This window comes from Streptomyces sp. NPDC043812 (assembly GCF_056436245.1).
The window spans coordinates 47,408-64,014 of the sequence record NZ_JBWKCY010000004.1 but is presented as its reverse complement, the minus strand read 5'-3'; the positions used below and the strand labels follow the sequence as shown (position 1 = coordinate 64,014).

The following is a 16,607-nucleotide window of genomic DNA, read 5'->3' as shown; positions in this document are numbered from 1 at the left end:
GCCGAAGCTCTACTTGCCGTCCGCCTTCGCCGTCGCATCGATGGCCGCCAGCGAACGACGCACCTGATTGCGGTCGGTCGTGTACCAGAAGTCGGGAAGGGAAGCGCGCAGATAGCTGCCGTAACGGGCATTGGCCAGGCGTGGGTCCAGCACGGCAACGACCCCGCGGTCGCCCGTGGCGCGCACCAGACGGCCGGCCCCCTGAGCCATCAGCAGGGCGGCATGCGTCGCCGCGACAGCCATGAAGCCATTGCCCCCGGCTTCCTCGACCGCCTTCTGGCGGGCACTCATCAGAGGATCGTCGGGACGCGGGAACGGAATCCGGTCCATCACCACCAACTGACAGCCCGGCCCCGGAACGTCGACACCCTGCCAGAGGGAAAGCGTGCCGAAAAGACACGTTTCCGGGTCTGCGGCAAAGGTCTTGATCAATTCACCGAGGGTCTCCTCGCCCTGCAACAGGATCGGCTTGTCGAGCCGGCCACGGAGCTCCTCGGCGGCCGCTTGCGCAGCACGCATGGAGGAGAACAGCCCGAGCGTGCGGCCGCCCGCGGCCTCCACCAGCTCTGCCAGTTCGTCCATCATGTCGCCGCGCGAGCCCTCACGGCCCGGCGTCGCCAGATGGCGCGCGACGTAGAGGATGCCCTGCTTCGGATAGTCGAAGGGCGACCCGACGTCGAGTCCCTTCCACTGCGGGACCTCCTCGCCCCCTGTGCCCTCCGGGGCAAGACCCAGCGACGCACCCACGCCGTTGAAGTCGCCGCCGAGCTTGAGCGTGGCGGATGTCAGCACCACCGACCGCTCGGCGAAGAGCTTCTCCCGCAGAAGTCCGGACACGGACAGCGGTGCGACGCGCAGCGAGGCTCCGAAACGGTCGTGCCGCTCGTACCAGACGACGTCGTACTCGGAGCCATGAGTGATGCGCTCGGCGACCGAGTGCACGTTCTCGACGGACGCCAGAGCCTGCTTACGTACGGCGTCCTCGTCCTGGACCGACTTGTCCCGGGTGGAGCCGAGCGCCGTGATCACCGTGCGGGACGCGTCGCGCAGGGCCATCAGCGCATAGCCGAGATCCTCCGGAATCTCCTCGAGACGGCCGGGGAGAGCCAGCTCCATGACGCGTTCGAAGGTCTCGGAAGCAGTCTGAAGTGCATCGGCGGCCTTCTCGTTGACCAGCTTCGCCGCCCGGCGCACCGCACGTCCGACCTGACCGGGGGTGAGCTCGCCGGTGGCGACGCCGGTGACCCGGGAGACCAGCTCATGGGCCTCGTCGACGATCAGGACTTCGTGCTGCGGCAGGACCGGTGCTCCCTCGATGGCGTCGATCGCGAGCAGCGCGTGATTGGTGACCACGACGTCGGCGAGCTTCGCCCGCTCCCTGGCCATCTCGGCGAAACACTCCGCGCCATAGGCGCACTTGGACGCTCCGAGGCATTCGCGGGAGGAGACGGACACCTGGCCCCAGGCCCGGTCGGAGACGCCCGGGGTGAGATCGTCCCGGTCGCCGGTCTCGGTCTCGTCCGCCCAGTCCCGCATGCGCAGCAGGTCCTGGCCCAGTTTGCTGGTGGGCGCGGCCGCTTCGAACTGGTCGAAGAGGCCCTCCTCCTCGTCCTGGGGGGCGCCTTCGTGCAGCCGGTGCAGACAGAGGTAGTTCGACCGGCCCTTGAGCATGGCGAAATCCGGCCGCCGTCGCAGCAGCGGATGCAGGGCGTCGACGGTGCGCGGAAGATCGCGCTCCACGAGCTGACGCTGCAGCGCGAGCGTGGCCGTGGCGACGACCACTCGCTCCCCGTGGGCCAGGGCAGGAACCAGATAGCCCAGGGACTTGCCTGTGCCGGTGCCGGCCTGCACCAGAAGATGGGAACTCTCGTCGACGGCCTCGGCCACAGCCTCGGCCATGGTGACCTGGCCTGGCCGTTCCACTCCGCCGACTGCGGCGACGGCGGCGTGGAGGAGCTCGGGGAGGGATGGCTTCGTCATAGCTCGACCACCCTACGGGGCGCCACTGACAACCCGATCACACCGATGCACCATCAGGCCGCTCCCAGGGGGTTCGGCACGCTGCCGTGCACCGCAGCGTGCGGTCGGTGGGGCCGGTCGCGGTAGCCGTCCAGATGGAGCCTGTTGCGGTTCAGGCACAGCCGCTCGATACGCTCCGTGAGCAGGTCGAACAGCTCGTAACGCTCCTTGAGCTCCGGGAAGCGCGCCTGGTAGCGCAGGATTTCCGCCCGCACGAGCGCGAAGAAGCGGTCCTCCGCAAGGTCCAGCTGCTCCTCGAAGAGCGGGGCGAGGTACCGGAACACACCGACGAAAAGCCCCGAGTGGATGAACTGCGTGAGAAAGCCGGGCGCCTCGGTCAGCAGGACACCCCGCACGTCGTCGGGCATCGATTCGTGCTCGGGCAGCGGACGAGCACTGATGTTCACGTCGTCCACGAAGTCCTTGATCGCCAGCCGTACCGGGACGTCGTTCGCGTCGTAGACGACGATCGTGTTCTCCCCGTGCGGCGAGAACACAGTGCCGTAGCGGTAGAGGAAGTGCAGCAGTGGCGGCAGGAGCGCAGCAAGGAGCCGTTGGAGCCAGGCCGAGGGAGTCAGCCCGGACCGGTCCACGAGCTCCGCGGCGAAGGACCGCCCCCGTGGGTCGGTGTGGAGCAGGGAAGCCAGGGTGCGGGCGCGCTCGCCGGGGGCGAGGCGGGGCTGGAGGGGCTCCCGCCAGATCGCGCCGAGGAGTTCCTTGTACTGGTACGGCACCTCGTCGAGGTGGTCGTAGAGAGGATGCTCCACGGCGACCGACGCGACTTCGCCGAGAAGGATCACTCGGCACTCGTCGCGCAGGAACGGGTCCGCATCGCACAGTCCCTGCATCCAGGCGGTGACGGCAGGGGCGGCGAGCGTACGTTCCGTGGGCAGTCCCCGCCAGACCAGCGTGTTGAGAATCGACAGCGGCAGTTTGATCATGTGCCGTTCGGGGTGGTCCATGTTCACGAACGTCCGGATCGACTGCTGCGGCAGCCGCAGATCTCCGTCGTCGGGGAGCGGGACGATCTGTCGGCGGGCGACAGCCGGTGCGTACAGAGGAAGCAGCACCTCGTCCCATTGCCACGGGTGAACGGGGAGGTAGAGGTACCCGGCCGGGTCGAGGCCCTGTGCCCGCAGCACTGCCGCGAAGGTTTCGCGGGTGGCTTCGTCCAGTTCCCGGTCGTAGAGCTCTTCGGGCGCGGCAAGATGCGGGACGCCGCGGTACGCGGCGATGTCGGAGCTGACGGCGATCCACGGCAGTGCGGAGCAGCGGCGTGCCTCAGGCGCCCAGCGGGCTGTGTCGGATGCTGAGAAGCCGATGCGGCCTTTGTTGAGCACCAGCCAGGGGTGTCCGGTCTGGTGGCCCTCGAGTTCGGCGTAGCCGAGGTCGGCCAGCTCGGCCACGGGCGCAGCGGCGTGGTCCAGTGCGGTGTCCGCGGTGAGCGTGAGCGCGAGCTCGCGCAGGAGATGGCCGAGGGTGGCTCCGTCGAGGGCGAGAGTGTCCTTGGCCCGGGCCAGGAAGTCCAGCGGGTCCGAGAACGGCTGCCCTTCCCACTCGATCGAGCCGGGATCGACGCGCCAGCTGCCGTAGGCACCGCGCCGTGCCACGAAGGTCAGATCCCCGGCTCGGTCGATCGGAAGGGTGTAGAGGCGGCTCGATGACGAGGGTGCGGGGGCGCCGGCGGGCCGGGGTTCGATGATCTCCTCGTAGGCGAATTCGCCGAGCATTTTGGCGAGGAGGCGGCGGGCTGCCCGGTCCCAGTTCTGCCGGTTGAGGCCGGGGGGCGTGAAGAGCGTGGTGGCGGGACTCGGCACGCAGCCTACGGACTCGGTGCCGGCTGAGCCCGTGTCGGTGGAGTGGGCGCGGGCCCCGCCGGTGCCGGCCGGGTCGGTACCCGCCGAATCGGTGGATCCGTCGGAGCCGGTGGAACCGGTGGAGTCGTGGCTGGCAGGGGACTTCGGCACGGGGACTCCTTGCGTGGAACCGATGCGGGTCGAGCGGTGTATGAAAGGCAGCGAGCTGTTCACAGCAGGTGCCGCAGACCGCGATCGCGGACCATGAGCGCGGCTCGCTTGTCAGGCAGGTCGACTTCGGCGGAGAAGCGGAAGCCGGCACTGAGAAACGCGGATACGGAGGGGGTGTTGCGCATGTCGGGTTCTGCGACGACACGGGCACAGCGCGGGCGGCGGTCCAGCACGAGATCGGCGACTGCCCTGAGGAGGACTGCTCCGACGCCGCGTCCGCGGTCGGCGACGCCGCCGATGAGGAGATGGATACCGGTGTCGTGCGGCCGCGACGGGTAGTGGCGGGCAAGCGGATCGAGATCGGCACGGTAGATCTCGAAGTAGCTCATGGGTGTGCCGTCGAGCACGCCGAGGAGCGGGGCGCTTCGGCCGTCGCCGTCCAGTTGGGAGCCGACATGGGCCGCTGTGACAGCGGCTGGTCCGGCCAGCTCCCAGAACGCGGAAACGGCCGGGTCGTTCATCCAGCGCGTGATCAGGTCGAGGTCGCGTTCCGGGCGCACAGGGACAAGGTGGAACTCCCCGGCAGCGGTCCTCACCGACCCCCACTCGGCAGGCGTATCCAGCATCTCCTGGTTCGGGTCGCCTGCGGCTGTCCGCGGTGGGGCCGCGCCGGCCTGCTCGTCGTTGAACAGCGCCAGGAACTCGTCGGGAAGCCTCAGGTCGAGGGTGTCCTCCGCGCCTGTTCGGGATCCCTTTGCCTGCTGACCCGTTCCGGGGTCGGTGCTCACATCGGGGGAAGGCACGGGGGTCACCTCTCGACGCTCGGGCATTGCCGCCGACTGATGCGGTCGTAACTTCGTCACGGATGAAGGGGGTTGGTGATGGTCACGTACACGGACTGAGTGTCGACGGGACCGACGAGCTCGTCGAGACCGCGTAGCCGGGTGAGGAGGTTGGCCTTGGACCGGAGGCTGGGTGCTTCCAACAGCAATGCGGGCAGTGCGGACCCGACAGCGGAGTTGGCCGCCAGGAACCGCCGCAAACCGGCAAGGAGGACGCGTTCGTCGGCCAGGTGGTGCGCCCCGAAGGCTCCGATCAATCCCAGGATGTTGTTGATGCCGAGGTAGTAGGCAAAGCGTTCGTCGGTGACGTCGTCGGAGACAAAGGTGTCGCTCAGCGATCCGATGCCGGGCAGACGGCGTTCGAGCCGGTCACGGTGGGACTCTCGGAAGTAGTAGCCCTGGTTGTCCCGGTAACGGCCGCCCACGGGCCAGCCGTCGAGGTCGAGGAGCACAAGGGTGTTCTGCTGGTGCGCCTCGAGCGCGATGCCCGCGGTGGCGTCGAGCCACAGCACGGGCCGTACGACCTTGTCGAGATAGCGCAGGAACCACTCCGCCGCCACGGCGGTGGTGGGGCGGCCGGTGCGGGTGGCAAGGCGCTGGACCGTGTCGGCGAGACGTGAGTGCATGCCCGTACGGCCGGGCCAGGGGCGTGGCGAGGTGAGCGAGGCGATGCAGACGGCGTCGTCCCCGGCACCGAACGGGTTGTGGCGGAGAATGACGTCGAGCCCTGCGACCGGTGCACCGTCAGGCGTGTCCACGGCAAGCCAGGCCGGGTCACGCACGATGTCGAACCCGGGGTGTTCGGCGCGCCATTGCGCGGCGAGGCCGCCACGGAGGAGACGGTGGACCTCCACACCTCGGTGGAGTTCCTTGCGGAGGTTCTCCCGGCGGGAGTTGGTGATGCGCAGCCCCAGGGACAGTTTGAGCATGGCCGGCTCGCCGGGTCGGTGAACCGTGCGTACCGAGGAGGTGGGGTGCCAGTGATCACCGTGGGATCCGAGATCGTGCAGCAGTCCGGCGTCCAGGAGGGCGGCAACGGCGGGCCGGTGGGTGAGGTCACGGGCCTGCCAGGGGTGCAGCGGCAGCGCGACGCTGTTGGCGGGGAGCGCGAGCTCCCCGGCCAGACGGGAGGTGAGTTGTTCGGCGGGCAGCGGGCTGCCCTTTTCCGTCCACGCCGAGTCACTGGCGACGACGGAGCGGTCGACAGCCATCCAGTGCAGCGGGAAGGAGCTGAACAACTCGGGCGAGTAGAGCCGGGCTTCGGCCTCGGACAGCCCTTCGCGGCTCTTCGGCGTGGGGTGGAGAGGATGACCGAGCAGCAGCGACTGTTCGGCGGTGAGGAAGAGGTCGGCCGCCTCCGGTGGCTTCGGGTTCCGGCGTCGTTCGGCAATGAACTGTGCCGTGCGCCGAACGGAGTCGGCGACCCTGCCGACAAGATCGGCACCATCGGCCTCGCCGGCCTCCCGGCTGAGAAGTGCGGCCACGGTGACCGCGTCGGCGCTGGCGTCGTGTGGGCTGCCTTCCAGGGCGGGCAGGCCGAAGCGGTGCCAGCCGGTGGCAGACCAGTAGCGGACGGGGACGAGAAGCGCCGTCCCGCTGGCGTCGAGGGGGATGCGCAGCGTGTCGCCGTCCGGCTCCGACAGGTTGTTCTCACGCACCCAGCAGCGGAGCAGATTCTCGACCGCAGCGGCATCGGCGGCGCGCCGCGGGTCGGGGTCGTCGAGGTGGTCGGGCCGGGCCGTCGGGTGCGACCCGTCCACCGGGGCGAGGCGTTTGTCGTCGAAGCCCTCAGTCTGCTGACGCGGCACCGTGGCCGCCTCGACGGCGAGCGGGCCGTCCGCTGCGCCGCGGGTGCGGTGCGGTGCGGTGGGGCGGCCGTGGGCCTCGGGCACTTCGGGTGCGGGAGTGGAATTCACGGAGAGCTTCCTTGTGACGGTGTCGTCGGGGTCAGTACGACTGCCCGCTGTCGGTGCGGCGTTGAGCGGAGCGCTCCGCAGCGGCCAGGGCGTCGGCGAAGCGGTCGAGGACGGCCACGGCCTGTTCATCGGTGAGGGTGAGAGGGGGAAGAAGCCGGACAACACCGGCCTGTCGTCCGCCGAGTTCGACGATGAGGCCGCGGTCGAGGCATTCCTGCTGGACGGCAGCGGCGAGTGCCGGTGCCGGCGGGGGGACGAGCGCATCCCGGTCGGTGGAGTCGACGTCGACGAGCTCCACTCCGATCATGAGTCCACGGCCACGGACGTCTCCGATGCAGGGATGGGCCGCGGCCAGGCCCTCCAGGCGGGCCAGCATGCGGGCGCCGAGGGTTGCCGCACGGTCGGCGAGGCGGTTCTCGCGTACGTAGGCAAGGGTGGCGGCGCCGGCGGCCATGGCCAGTTGGTTGCCACGGAACGTCCCGGCATGCGCTCCGGGCTGCCAGGCGTCGAGTTCGGATCGGTAGACGATCACCGCAAGGGGAAGGGAGCCGCCGATCGCCTTGGACATGACCATGACGTCGGGCACCACGCCGCTGTGCTCCACCGCCCAGAAGGTGCCGGTGCGCCCCACTCCGGTCTGCACCTCGTCCGCGATCAACGGGATGGAACGCGCGGCGGTGATCTCCCGCATACGGCGCATCCAGTCGTCGGGGGCGGGGATCACTCCGCCTTCTCCCTGGACCGGTTCGACGATCATTCCGGCAGGTGCCGGCACCCCACCCTTGGGGTCGTCGAGGAGGTGCTCGGTCCAGCGTGCGGCGAGTTCGGAGCCGCGCTCGCCCCCGACACCGAAGGGGCAGCGATAGTCGTGCGGGAAGGGCAGCCGAGTGACGCGCACGTCGGTGGCACCACCGGAAGCGTCGAGAGCGCCCGCGGTCATGCCGTGGTAGGCACCCGTGAAGGCGAGAAGTCCGTTTCGTCCGGTCGAGGTCCGGACGAGTTTGAGCGCCGCCTCGACGGCATCGGTCCCGGCAGGGCCGCAGAACTGAATCCGGGCGTCCTTGGCGAACTGCGGCGGCAGGGTGGCGAACAGCTCGGTGGTGAAGGTGTCCTTCACGGGTGTGGCCAGGTCGAGGATGTGCAGCGGTGCGCCGGAGTCGAGGACCCGTTTGATGGCTTCGAGGACGACAGGATGGTTGTGTCCGAGCGCGAGTGTGCCCGCCCCCGACAGGCAGTCGAGATAGCGGCGGCCGTCGGCGCCCTCGATCGTCAGCCCGCGGGCTCGCACGGGCACGATGGGCAGCGAGCGGGCATAGGTCCGCGCCGCCGACTCCCTCAGCGACTGCCTCCGGAGGATCCCCTCGTGAGCGGCCGGCGGAGCAATCGGGGCAGGTTCGGTCACGGCCACGGCTGTTGCTCCTCCAGGTGTCACGATGTGCTTTCCCATGGGTACGGATCCGCAGGGCCAACCGCTCGGCGCTGAGCCGCCCTTGCAATCCCCGCTCGTACCAACGACGCCGAGCGGCAGGGATCACGGGTGGCGAGAAGATCCTTGACCGCACGGAACCGCGGACCTGCTGTATGCCGTCCCCCTCGGCACCGGCATAGTGGGGGCCGCACTCCGGCGCCGAGCCTGACCGGGGTGGGCGGCGGACGCGTTCGCTGCCGGCAGTACCAACATTGCGCACAATTGCCATAGTTCAGACAGAACAGCAGTACCGAAGTCCCAGGGGGATCACGAGATGCGACCCATTCGCCCGACGCTGGCGGCGGCATCCTTTGCCGCCGTGCTCGCGCTGGCCGCCACGGCCTGCGGCCCGAGCGAGGACAACGCAGGCGACAAGCCCAGCGCCCCGGCCAGCCAGTCCACCGACGACAAGATCACGATTCCGGACGATCTCAAGGACCGGCTCAAGGAGCGCGGGATCGACCTGGACAAGTGGAAGAACGGCGAGTGGAAGAACTGGGACAGGGACAAGTGGCTGCGCGAGGCGCAGGACTTCGTCAATCCGATCATCGAGGACCTGTGGGACCCGGACCGTATGCGTGATGCGGAGAAGCCGCCGCCCAAGCCCGTCGACCCGGACATCTCCGGTGACGAGGGTGTCACCGACCCGACGCCGGCACCCGTCAACGCGGTGCCCGTGCAGGCGCCGTACCACGGGAACGCCGCCGAGGCCGGAAAGGTCTTCTTCGACGGCCCGCAGGGATCGATGGTCTGCTCCGCGACTGTCGTGAAGGACCCTGCCAACCCGGGCAAGTCCAACATGGTGTGGACCGCGGGCCACTGCGTGCACGCCGGCAAGAGCGGCGGCTGGTACCGCAACATCGCCTTCGTCCCGTCGTACAACGACAGCGCCAAGCCCACCTCGGAGCTCGAGAAGACTCCGAAGGAGGAGATCGCTCCGTACGGCGTGTGGTGGGGCGACTGGGCACAGACCTCCGAGCAGTGGATCGCGCAGGGCGCCGCGACCGGCGGTCAGGGTGCGCCTTACGACTTCGCCGTGATCCATGTGACCCCGGAGAAGGGCGGCACGGGCAAGTCGCTCGAGGAGACCGTCGGCGCCGCGCTGCCCGTCGACTTCAACGCGCCCGCCGTGCCGAGCATCGACAACATGACGGCGACCGGCTACCCCGCGGCCCCTCCGTACGACGGCCAGAAGCTGTTCCAGTGCGCCGACAAGCCGGGCCGGCTCTCGCTCAAGGCGGAGGAGCCGACGATGTACCGCATCGGCTGCACCATGACCGGCGGTTCGTCCGGCGGCGGCTGGGTGGCCAAGGGCCAGGACGGCAAGCCCGCCCTGGTGTCCAACACGTCCATCGGTCCGGTGACGGCCGGCTGGCTGGCGGGTCCGCGGCTCGGCAAGGAGGCCGAGGGCGTCTACAGCGCGGTGAGCAAGAAGTTCTCCGGCCGCTGAGCGCATAGCGTCCACAGAAGTTGACCGAGGAGGGGCGTCCGGCCGCAGCGGCCGGACGCCCCTCCTCTTGCCGTCGTCCTGGTACGGCCCATCTCTCTCCGAGTCGTCATTCACGTGGAGACTCCGTGTAGTTGCGCACCACCCGCGCCTGCCCCGCAGTGAGCCGCTTAAAGTGGTGGTGCACCCGAGGCGGCCCCGGAAGGCCGCCCTTTCGCATGACACGGTCATGGCAAGCGCTGGGGCGTATCGCCTCCGGCGCCAGGTGCACCCGCATTCATGGCACATTTGGTAAGCACTTCAGGGGGAACGTTTTCATGCGATCCATACGTCCGTTGCTGGCTGCCGCCGGGCTCGTCTCGGCTCTTGCCCTGACGGCGACCGCATGCGGCCCGAGCGAGGATGCGGCGGCCGACAAGCCCGCCGCCTCCACAGCAGGCGCAGACGGCGGAGAGGCTGGGCTTCCCGCCGACCTGGCCGACACGTTCAAGAAGCACGGTGTCGACCTGGACAAGTGGAAGAACGGCGAGTGGAAGAACTGGCAGAAGGACAAGTGGCTTCGTGAAGCCAAGGACTTCGTCAACCCGGTGATCGAGGGCCTGTGGAAGCCCGAGCGCATGACGACGGCCAAGGCGCCGACGAAGACGCTCGCCGCCGGTGACATCTCCGGCGACCAGGACGTCACCGACCCCGAGCCGCGCCCCGTGCAGGCCCAGGAGGAGACGAAGCCGTACCACAAGAACGCCGCACCGGTCGGCAAGGTCTTCTTCGACGCGCCCGAAGGACCGATGGTCTGCTCGGCGACCGTCGTGAAGGACCCGAAGAACCCGGGCAAGTCCAACATGGTGTGGACCGCGGGCCACTGCGTGCACGCCGGACAGAGCGGCGGCTGGTACCGCAACATCGCCTTCGTCCCCGCCTACAACGACAAGGGCAAGTCCCCCGCCGCGGTGGAGCAGGCTCAACCGCACGAGGTCGCCCCGTACGGCGTCTACTGGGCGGACTGGGTCGCCACCTCGGGTGAGTGGATCGACCAGGGCGGCCCGACGGGTGGCACGGGAGCCCCCTACGACTACGCCGTGATGCATGTGAAGCCCGAGCAGGGCACCAAGTCCCTCGAGGAGACGGTCGGCGCGGCCCTCGACGTCGACTTCGACGCCCCCGAGGCGAAGAGCATCGGCACCATGGGCGCCTGGGGCTACCCGGCGGCGCCGCCGTACAACGGCGCGATCATGCACAAGTGCCTGGACCAGCCCGGACGACTGTCCATCGCTCCCGGCACGCCGACGATGTGGCGCATCGGCTGCACGATGACCGGCGGTTCCTCGGGTGGCGGCTGGTTCGTGCGGCAGCCGGGTGGCAAGACCGTCCTCGTCTCCAACACCTCCATCGGCCCGGTCACGTCGGGCTGGCTGGCGGGACCGCGTCTGGACCGGGGCGCGCAGCAGATCTACACGATGCTGAGCGACAAGTTCGCAGGCAGGTAGGCAGGTTCGGGGCGCAGCCGGTCCCCCGCCCGCAGGGCGGTTCGAGCCGCACTGCCCCGGGCCGCGGCGGAAGACCGGAAGGCCCGCCTCCCTCACGGGGGGGCGGGCCTTCCGGTCTGTCGGATGCGGTAACGCGTCAGCGGGTCGCCGGCACGTACGGGGCGAGGGCCGAGGCCAGTTCCTCGTGCACTCGGGCCTTGAGCAGGGTGCCCTCCGTGGTGTGCTCCTCGGAGATCACCTCGCCCTCTGCATGGACGCGGGAGACGAGACCGCCCTGGGTGTACGGGACGAGCGCCTCGATCTCGACCTCGGGCCGCGGCAGTTCGGCATCGATCAGCTCAAGGAGCCTGTCGATACCCGAACCGGTGCGGGCCGACACGGCGATCGCGTGCCGCTCGACGCGCAGCAGCCGCTGCAGTACCAGCGGGTCCGCCGCGTCCGCCTTGTTGATCACCACGATCTCGGGCACGTCCAACGCGCCCACGTCGCGGATCACCTCGCGCACAGCGGCCAGCTGCTCCTCCGGTGCCGGGTGCGATCCGTCCACCACGTGCAGGATCAGGTCGGAGTCGCCGACCTCCTCCATCGTGGAGCGGAACGCCTCGACCAGGTGGTGCGGCAGATGCCGTACGAACCCGACGGTGTCGGCCAGGGTGTAGATCCGGCCGCTCGGGGTCTCGGCCCGGCGGACGGTCGGGTCCAGGGTGGCGAACAGGGCGTTCTCCACCAGGACACCGGCGCCGGTGAGGCGGTTGAGCAGGGAGGACTTTCCGGCGTTGGTGTATCCCGCGATCGCGACGGAGGGCACCTTGTTGCGCCGGCGCTCCTGACGCTTGATCTCGCGGCCCGTCTTCATGGCCGCGATCTCCCGGCGCATCTTCGCCATCTTCTCGCGGATCCGTCGCCGGTCCGTCTCGATCTTGGTCTCACCGGGACCACGCGTGGCCATGCCGCCACCGCCGCCGCCACCCATCTGTCGTGACAGCGACTGACCCCAGCCTCGCAGCCTCGGCAGCATGTACTGCATCTGCGCGAGCGCGACCTGCGCCTTGCCCTCTCGGGACTTGGCGTGCTGGGCGAAGATATCGAGGATCAGGGCGGTGCGGTCGACCACCTTGACCTTGACGACGTCCTCGAGGTGGATCAGCTGACCGGGGCTGAGCTCACCGTCGCAGACGACGGTGTCGGCTCCGGTCTCGAGGACGATGTCGCGGAGTTCCTGCGCCTTGCCCGAGCCGATGTAGGTGGCCGGGTCGGGCTTGTCGCGGCGCTGAATGACCCCGTCGAGCACCAGCGCGCCCGCGGTCTCCGCGAGTGCCGCCAGCTCGGCCAGGGAATTCTCCGCGTCCTGAACCGTCCCCGATGTCCAGACACCGACCAGCACGACGCGCTCCAGGCGCAGCTGTCGGTACTCGACCTCGGTGACGTCCTCGAGCTCGGTGGAGAGGCCCGCCACGCGTCGCAGCGCGGCCCGCTCGGAGCGGTCGAACTGATCGCCGTCCCGCTCGGTGTCGATCTCGTAGCTCCAGGCGACGTCCTCTTCCATCAGGGCATCGGCCCGAAGGCTCTCGGGGCGCGTATCCGCGAAGCTCTGCTCGTCCTGGGAAGGGGAAGAAGAGGAGGTCATTGGATCCTTAGGTCGGTGGGAGGGCGATGCGGACAGCAAGTCCGCGAGAGTCTGCCCGTTCGTGTGTGACAACGTGTGACGGCCCCGGAAGATTCCCCGGAGGGGTTCCGTACTGCCGCCCGGGCCGTCGACCTGTTGATGGTCGCACGGGCGTACCGAGGCCGTCACCCGGGTTTCAGCGGGCCTTGCGGGCGGCGGGGGCCTGACTGCGCCAGCCCGGGTGGCCGGGCATCGGCGGTGTCTTCTTGCCGTACAGCCATGCCTTGAAGAAGCTGCCGAGGTCACGCCCGGCGACGCGGGATGCGAGCTGGGTGAAGTCCTCCGTGCTCGCGGTGGCGTGCTGGTACTCGGTGACCCACGCACGCTCCAGGCGCTCGAAGGTGCTCTGCCCGATCGTCTGCCGCAAGGCGTAGAGGACCAGGGCGCTGCCGTCGTAGACCACCGGACGGAAGAGGCTGAGCTTCTGCCCCGGCGCGGGCAGGGCGGGGGCGGCAGGCGGTCCGCCGGCCGCGCGCCAGCCGTCGGAGAGCTGGTAGGCCTGCCGCATGCGGTTCACCAGGGGCTGCTTCGCCTTCTCCTGCGCGTACAGCGCCTCGTACCAGGTGGCATGCCCCTCGTTGAGCCACAGGTCGGACCAGGTGCGGGGCGAGACGCTGTTGCCGAACCAGTGGTGGGCCAGTTCGTGGACCATCACGGAGTCGACGTACCACTCCGGGTACGCCGTACCCGTGAACAGGGAGCGCTCGAAGAGCGACAGCGTCTGTGTCTCCAGCTCGAACCCGGTGTCGGCCTCGGCGATGAGCACACCGTACGTCTCGAACGGGTAGCCGCCGACCTTCTGCTCCATCCACGCCACATGGCCGGGGGTCTTCCTCAGCCAGGGCTCGAGCTTCGTCCGGTCTGCGGCGGGGACGACATCCCGGAGGGGGAGCCCGCCCGGGCCCCTCCGCTCGACGACGGCCGAACGGCCGATGGCGACCTGGGCCAGCTCGGTCGCCATGGGTTCGGCGGTCCGGTAGACCCACGAGGAGTTCGTGCCGACCGTGGCCTTCGCGACGCGCCGCCCGTTGGCGACGACGGTCATCTTCTTGGGCGCGGTGACGCGGAAGGTGAAGTACGCCTTGTCCGCGGGGTGGTCGTTGCCGGGGAAGACGCGGTGGGCGGCGTCGGCCTGGTTGGCCATCACGAGCCCGTCGCCTGTACGCACCCACCCTCCGGCGCTGTTGGACCCGCGCGGATCACTCGTGTGCGTCACGGTGATCTCCAAGCGCGATCCCTTGTCGACGGCCGAGGCCGGCTCGATGACGAGATCCTCGCCGGCGGACGCGAAGTCGGCCGGGCTTCCGTTCACCTCGACCGAGCGGACCGTTCCATGGGTGAAGTCGAGGTTGACCCGGTCGAGAGAGCGGTTCGCCAGAGCGTCGATCTTGGTGACGGCGTCGAGCGGTTTCGTGTTCTTGCCGCGGTAGGTGAGGGAGATGTCGTAGGCGATGACGTCGTAGCCGGGGTTGCCCAGTTGGGGGAAGAGCCTGTCGCCGATGCCGAGCGCCGTGGGCTCGGGCAACGTGGCGGCGACAAGGGTGGCCGACGCGGCGGCCAGCAGTACGGCACGCAGACGGCGCCGGGGGGTGTACAGCATGTCCTACCGCTACCAGCGGGCCTTGCGGCGGTCGCGACGACGCGCGACGGCGGGCGCCGCCCCCACCCGAACGAGGTCAGCCGGTTGCCGCCGGATGCTGGGTCCGGCTCACGTCGTACACACCGGGGACGTCCCGCATCGCGCGCATCAGGGCCGGAAGCCCGGCGGCGTCCGGGAGTTGGAGGGTGTACGTGTGCCGTACCCGCTGCTGGCTCGGTGGTTCGACGGTCGCCGAGACGATCGCAGCGCCTTCGGTCGCGATCGCCTCGGTGAGATCGGCCAGCAGTCGGGGCCGGCCGAACGACTCGGCGACCAGGGTCACCCGGCACTCGGCCGTGTCACCCCACCGCACCGCTACCGGTTTGCGGCCGACGCTCTCCATCCGGCCGACAGCGGGACACTCCTCGCGGTGGACGGTCACGGCGCCCCCGCGTACCGCGAAGCCGGTCACGGCGTCCGGTGGCACGGGCGTACAACAGCCGGCCAGCCGCACCGTCGCGTCGGGGAGGTCGACGACCGCGTTGGCCGTGGCGGGCCGGTCGGCCGCGCGTGGCGTGGGCCGCCGCGGTTCGGCCGCCTGCGCGCTCACTCCTTCCGGGTGGGCGTCGAGCCAGCCGCTGATGGCGATACGCGCCGCCGGTGTACGGACATGGTCGAGCCAGTCCCGTGACGGGCCCGAGGATCCGTCCTGGGCGAGCAGCACATGCACGGTGTCGCCGTCGCAGAGCTGGGTGCTCAGCGTCGCCAGACGGCCGTTGACCCGGGCGCCGATGCTGGCGTGCGCCTGCTCGCCGTACTGGGCGTAAGCGGCATCCACGCAGCTCGCACCGGCCGGCAGGCCGAGCGCGCGTCCGTCGGCACGGAAGACGGTGATCTCCTTGTCCTGTGCGAGGTCGGCTCGCAGGGAGGTCCAGAAGGTGTCGGGGTCGGGGGTGGACTCCTGCCATTCCAGGAGTCTGGAGAGCCAGCCCGGCCTGGTCGGGTCGGCACGCTCGCCGTCCGGGGGCTCCGTCGCCTCGGTCGGTACGTACGGATTGCCGAGCGCGACCACGCCGGCCTCGGCGACCTTGTGCATCTGGTGCGTGCGGATGAGGACTTCCGCGACGGCGCCGTCAGGTCCCGCGACGGCGGTGTGCAGCGACTGGTACAGGTTGAACTTGGGCGCGGCGATGAAGTCCTTGAACTCGGAGATCACCGGGGTGAAGCAGGTGTGCAGCTCGCCGAGCACTCCGTAGCAGTCGGCATCCTCGGCGACGAGTACGAGCAGTCGCCCGAAGTCGGTGCTGCGCAGGTCGGAGCGTTTGAGGCAGACGCGGTGAACGGAGACGAAGTGCCGTGGCCTGATGAGGACTTCGGCCGTGATGCCGGCGTCGCGCAGCACCGTGGTGAAGTCCTCCGCGATGGAGGAGAGCGCATTGCACGCGGCGGCGTTCTCGGCGATCAGGGCGCGGGTGCGTTCGTACTCCTCGGGATGCAGGATCGCGAAGACCAGGTCCTCCAGCTCAGTCTTCAGCGCCTGCACGCCGAGCCGCTCGGCGAGGGGGATGAGCACATCACGAGTGACCTTGGCGATGCGCTCCTGCTTCTCGGGCCGCATCACCCCCAGCGTGCGCATGTTGTGCAGCCGGTCGGCGAGCTTGATCGACATCACCCGGACGTCGTTGCCGGTGGCGACCAGCATCTTGCGGAAGGTCTCGGGCTCGGCGGCGGCGCCGTAGTCGACCTTCTCGAGTTTGGTGACCCCGTCGACGAGGTAGCAGACCTCGGCACCGAACTCCGACTTCACCTGATCGAGTGTCACCTCGGTGTCCTCGACGGTGTCGTGGAGCAGTGAAGCGGTCAACGTGGTGGTCTCGGCGCCCAGTTCGGCCAGGATCAGCGTGACGGCGAGCGGGTGCGTGATGTACGGCTCGCCGCTCTTGCGGAACTGGCCCCGGTGCGATGACTCCGCCAGCACATACGCCTTGTGCAACTGGGCGATGTCGGCGTCGGGGTGGTGTGCGCGGTGTGCGTCGACGACATGGCCGATCGCGTCGGGGAGCCGGTCCCGGCCCGTGGGGCCCATCAGCGCGGCGCGGCCCAGCCGGCGGAGGTCGATCCTTGGGCGGCCGCGCCTGCGACTGTGGGCACCAGGGTTGGCGGCCTCTGCACTCATGGGGCACCTCCGGCGGCTTCGACCGGCGGTGGGAAGGTCA

General features: G+C 69.5%; 10 protein-coding genes. 2 read left to right on the top strand and 8 right to left on the bottom strand.

What is annotated here, in order from left to right:
* Positions 1-9: 9 nt before the first annotated feature.
* From AC067Z_RS07590 to AC067Z_RS07570, 5 genes are all read right to left on the bottom strand, one after another.
* Complete coding sequence (locus AC067Z_RS07590; protein ID WP_478788537.1) at positions 10-1,980, bottom strand: ATP-dependent DNA helicase; 1,971 nt, start codon at positions 1,978-1,980, stop codon at positions 10-12.
* A gap of 53 nt (positions 1,981-2,033) precedes the next feature.
* Positions 2,034-3,836, bottom strand: a complete 1,803-nt coding sequence (locus AC067Z_RS07585) for an IucA/IucC family protein (RefSeq protein ID WP_478788817.1) — start codon at positions 3,834-3,836, stop codon at positions 2,034-2,036.
* A gap of 209 nt (positions 3,837-4,045) precedes the next feature.
* Positions 4,046-4,816: a GNAT family N-acetyltransferase gene (locus AC067Z_RS07580; RefSeq protein WP_478788536.1), complete on the bottom strand. Its 771-nt coding sequence runs from the start codon at positions 4,814-4,816 to the stop codon at positions 4,046-4,048.
* A 29-nt stretch (positions 4,817-4,845) separates the two neighbouring features.
* On the bottom strand, positions 4,846-6,744 hold the full coding sequence (locus tag AC067Z_RS07575; RefSeq protein WP_478788535.1) for an IucA/IucC family protein: 1,899 nt from the start codon (positions 6,742-6,744) through the stop codon (positions 4,846-4,848).
* Positions 6,745-6,775: 31 nt separating this feature from the next.
* Positions 6,776-8,152 (bottom strand): diaminobutyrate--2-oxoglutarate transaminase family protein, encoded by a 1,377-nt coding sequence (locus AC067Z_RS07570; protein ID WP_478788534.1) that lies wholly within the window; start codon positions 8,150-8,152, stop codon positions 6,776-6,778.
* A 334-nt stretch (positions 8,153-8,486) separates the two neighbouring features.
* On the opposite strand from AC067Z_RS07570, the gene AC067Z_RS07565 reads away from it, so the two are divergent.
* Together AC067Z_RS07565 and AC067Z_RS07560 are read left to right on the top strand one after the other, a co-directional pair.
* Positions 8,487-9,662, top strand: coding sequence for a trypsin-like serine peptidase (locus AC067Z_RS07565; protein ID WP_478788533.1), 1,176 nt, complete (start codon positions 8,487-8,489; stop codon positions 9,660-9,662).
* A gap of 314 nt (positions 9,663-9,976) precedes the next feature.
* Entirely contained in the window at positions 9,977-11,146 is a 1,170-nt protein-coding gene (locus tag AC067Z_RS07560; RefSeq protein ID WP_478788532.1) for a trypsin-like serine peptidase, read from the top strand.
* A 136-nt stretch (positions 11,147-11,282) separates the two neighbouring features.
* Here the strand turns inward: AC067Z_RS07560 and hflX are convergent, their stop codons facing one another.
* From hflX to AC067Z_RS07545, 3 genes are all read right to left on the bottom strand, one after another.
* Positions 11,283-12,773, bottom strand: coding sequence for a GTPase HflX (gene hflX / locus AC067Z_RS07555; RefSeq protein WP_478788531.1), 1,491 nt, complete (start codon positions 12,771-12,773; stop codon positions 11,283-11,285).
* 175 nt (positions 12,774-12,948) lie between these two features.
* On the bottom strand, positions 12,949-14,412 hold the full coding sequence (locus AC067Z_RS07550) for a M1 family metallopeptidase (RefSeq protein ID WP_478788530.1): 1,464 nt from the start codon (positions 14,410-14,412) through the stop codon (positions 12,949-12,951).
* Positions 14,413-14,488: 76 nt separating this feature from the next.
* On the bottom strand, positions 14,489-16,567 hold the full coding sequence (locus tag AC067Z_RS07545) for a RelA/SpoT family protein (protein ID WP_478788529.1): 2,079 nt from the start codon (positions 16,565-16,567) through the stop codon (positions 14,489-14,491).
* Positions 16,568-16,607: the final 40 nt, after the last annotated feature.